General features: G+C 45.7%; 3 protein-coding genes and 1 pseudogene. 3 read left to right on the top strand and 1 reads right to left on the bottom strand.

Annotated elements, in window-relative coordinates; all coding sequences use genetic code 11:
• Positions 1-118: 118 nt before the first annotated feature.
• From RMO79_RS07270 to RMO79_RS07255, 3 genes and pseudogenes are all read left to right on the top strand, one after another.
• Positions 119-394 (top strand): hypothetical protein, encoded by a 276-nt coding sequence (locus RMO79_RS07270; RefSeq protein WP_310482446.1) that lies wholly within the window; start codon positions 119-121, stop codon positions 392-394.
• A pseudogene (locus RMO79_RS07265) lies at positions 391-814 on the top strand (clan AA aspartic protease). The gene RMO79_RS07270 and the pseudogene RMO79_RS07265 overlap by 4 nt, the downstream one beginning before the upstream one ends.
• A 119-nt stretch (positions 815-933) precedes the next feature.
• Positions 934-1,518 (top strand): pyridoxamine 5'-phosphate oxidase family protein, encoded by a 585-nt coding sequence (locus tag RMO79_RS07255; protein ID WP_310482443.1) that lies wholly within the window; start codon positions 934-936, stop codon positions 1,516-1,518.
• Between the two features lie 14 nt (positions 1,519-1,532).
• On the opposite strand, the gene RMO79_RS07250 is transcribed toward RMO79_RS07255, so the two are convergent.
• Positions 1,533-3,309 (bottom strand): cation-transporting P-type ATPase (locus RMO79_RS07250; RefSeq protein ID WP_310482442.1); only part of this gene is annotated, 1,777 nt, incomplete at its 5' end.

Raw genomic sequence — 3,309 nt, 5'->3', positions numbered from 1 at the left:
GTGTTGAACTTAGTAAGATAGCCATTGTCTAACAAGCGTCAATCAGAGAAAAAACGCCGAGAGGTAATCGCCGCCTCAAGCTAAAATAGAAGTATCAAGTCGTAGTGAGGTCAAGCCCATGACAATCCGACAACCCCGATATAGCAAGGAAGAGTTTGCCCAGCGCGGTGATGCTCTTTATGATTCACAGATTCGATCGCAAGTTGAAGAAGGGAATCACGGTAAGATTGTAGCGATCGATATCGAAACCGGAGCCTTTGAAATCGCCGATAGTATTGTCACCGCATCAGAGCATCTTCTTACCAGAGTTCCCGATGCCCAAACCTGGTTTATCCGCATTGGACATCAGGCAGTCTACCATTTTGGGGCGCGAAGTCTGAAGAAATCCGTATGATACATGGCGTGGTAAATCAGAGTTGCGAGGCAATTCTGCCGATTGTGGTGAAGAATGATACTAGAACCCAACTTGTTGATGCAGTGATTGACACGGGGTTTTCGGGCTTCCTGACTCTCCCATTTAGTACGATTGAGTCGCTAGATCTAATTTGGAAGGGGCGCGATATGGCAACATTGGGAGACGGAACTTCTTGCATTTTTGAAGTTTATATTGCGGTTGTAATCTGGGATGGGCAGTATCGCACGATTACCTCCGGTAGGCTCCGCCAACGACATCAATGAGTCAGAAACTATGCCGCTGATTGGGATGCAATTGTTGCGAGGCTATGATTTACGGATTCAGGCAATAGAAGGTGGTTCTGTCACGATCGAAGCATTATCGTTGGCGGAGCCGCAATCGAAGCAGGTAATCGAATAAAATTTAGTAAGTAGGGCAGTATAAATATTTATACTATCAATAATGTCTGAAACTTAGCTGGTGAAACGTGCCCACCCGACACAACTATTTAGTCTTTATCTCTTACTCACAAGTTGTAAATGATGGTTAACCCACTTGATAAATTAGGTGAATGGCTTGCTGAAGAGCGATCGTTTGGAAATTCCTTTTCACATGGTGCTGTTTTGGGAACCCAAGGTGAAGACGGGATGCCTCATACAAGAATGCTCGGTGTGTCTTTTGATAGCCAGAAAAAGCCAAAGTTTCACACATCACCTGTATCTAGAAAAGTGCGAGATATAAGCATTCGTAACACGGCATCATTAACCTTCGCCTTTCAGCAAAAAATGAGATCGGTTAGTTTGGAAGGTTTTCTGGAGCCACTTTCTGATGAAGAGTTAAGATCTGACTGGAAAACACTTGAGATTGAATTTCGCAGAAATTATTTAGTGTTTGGACATCAATCAGGAATAAAAATTGATTCTCTGCAAGAATTGTATTTTCAGCAAGATCGGTTAAAAAGTGCATCTGAAGAAGATAGACCACTCAGTTTTATCGGTTACACCTTTAAAATAATACAGAGAATTTGTTTTTACTCGGTTTCAGAAAAAGATTTTGCTCATTGCGAGGTGTATGAGTTTAATCCCGTCACCCAAGGCTGGATCTATAGCCTTCGAGTCCCTTGATTTTTCCAGATTTGTCAACTTTTAGAGCGAAACCACCGCACAAATAACTTTTCCCCTTCAATCCAGATAAATATCAGTAAGCTGCAACCAAAACAGACTCCCAGTTCAAATAGACTCAAAGGATGGGTGCCGAAAAACGATCGCAATGGAGCGATATAAACCACCGCCAACTGCAATAGAATCGTGCCCAGAATCGCCCACAATAACAGTGGATTGCTAAACGGATTAATTTCGATAACGAGTTTATTTACAGACCGCACAGCTAAAGCATGACCCATTTGGGCGATGCAAAGGGTGGTAAAGACGATCGTTTTCCAGGTATCGGAATCGCCAGGATAATCGACTGCATGGGTTCGATCGAAAGCCCATTTCATCAACCCGATTGTGACGATCGCAAATACTAATCCAATCCGAATAATATAGCCGCCTAAACCCCTGGCAAAAATACTTTCAGTAGGTTGAAATGGTTCTCGCTGCATCACATTCGACTCCCCAGGTTCTAATGCTAGAGCCAGCGCGGGCACGCCATCGGTGACTAGATTCATCCACAGAATTTGTAAGGGTGAGAGCGGCACACCACCCAAACCCATCAGCGGAGCAGCGGCGATGGTGAGGATTTCGCCGATATTGCTACCGAGGATGTATTTAATAAACCTGCGAATATTGGTGTAGACAATCCGCCCTTCTTCGACAGCGGCAACGATCGAATTAAAATTATCATCTAATAACACCATATCGCTAGCTTCTTTACTCACATCAGTACCTGTAATTCCCATTGCTACGCCGATATCTGCTTGTTTCAATGCGGGGGCATCATTCACACCATCCCCTGTCATGGCAACTAATTCGCCCTGTTGTTGCAAGGCTTTGACGATGCGTAATTTGTGTTCGGGAGCGACACGAGCATAGACATTGACTGACGCGATTGTCTGCCCTAAAGTTGTTTCATCCATCTGAGCGATTTCATTCCCGCTGACAACTTGGCATTCACCTTCAGCAATGCCCAAATCGCAAGCAATCGCCCGCGCTGTCAGGGGATGATCGCCTGTAATCATCATCGTGCGGATTCCAGCAGTTTTACAGGTATCAACAGCAGCCCGAACTTCAGGGCGGGGCGCATCGAGCATTCCGACTAAGCCGACCCAAATTAGTTCTGATTCGGCGTTATCTGCGTCAGGAAGGTGGGGGAAATAGCGATAGGCGAAACCTAAAACTCTTAGTCCTTGAGTCGCTAGACGGGCGTTTTGGGCGCGGATGGTTTGTCGCTCTTTCTCTGTCAATTCCACATACCGATCTTCGACGAGAGTATGGGTGGATCGATCGAGGATTGATTCGGGCGATCCTTTGGCGAATAATAGGTAATATGGGGACTGTTCACAGATGACGCTCATCCGTTGCCTGTCACTATCGAATGGATATTCTTGGATGCGTGGGTAACTTTGAGCGGTGGCTTCAATTCCCGCTTTGTGAGCGAGTACTAATAAGGCTCCCTCTGTCGGATCTCCCAAAATTTGCCACTGGTTATCGGTATATTGCAACACTGCATCATTGCAAAGGGCGCAGCCCCAGAGTAAACCTTTTAAAGCTGGATCTGCGAGTGGCTCGACGGGTTTACCATTGAGTTGAAACTCACCGTTGGGAATGTAGCCTTCGCCCCCAATCTGATATTCAGCCGTTAAGGTAGCCACTTGCTGCACCACCATTTTATTTTGGGTGAGGGTGCCTGTTTTATCAGAACAAATAATCGTTACTCCGCCGAGGGTTTCTACGGCTGGGAGTTTGCGGATGAGA

It is taken from the genome of Chamaesiphon sp. VAR_48_metabat_403 (assembly GCF_031422475.1).
Taxonomy (GTDB): domain Bacteria; phylum Cyanobacteriota; class Cyanobacteriia; order Cyanobacteriales; family Chamaesiphonaceae; genus Chamaesiphon.
This window is presented reverse-complemented; position numbering and strand designations above follow the sequence as displayed.

Bases quoted from the DNA above. Each gene is read 5' to 3' on its own strand.
- RMO79_RS07255 (WP_310482443.1), top strand. From the start codon at position 934: ATGATGGTTAACCCACTTGATAAATTAGGTGAATGGCTTGCTGAAGAG.
- RMO79_RS07270 (WP_310482446.1), top strand. From the start codon at position 119: ATGACAATCCGACAACCCCGATATAGCAAGGAAGAGTTTGCCCAGCGC.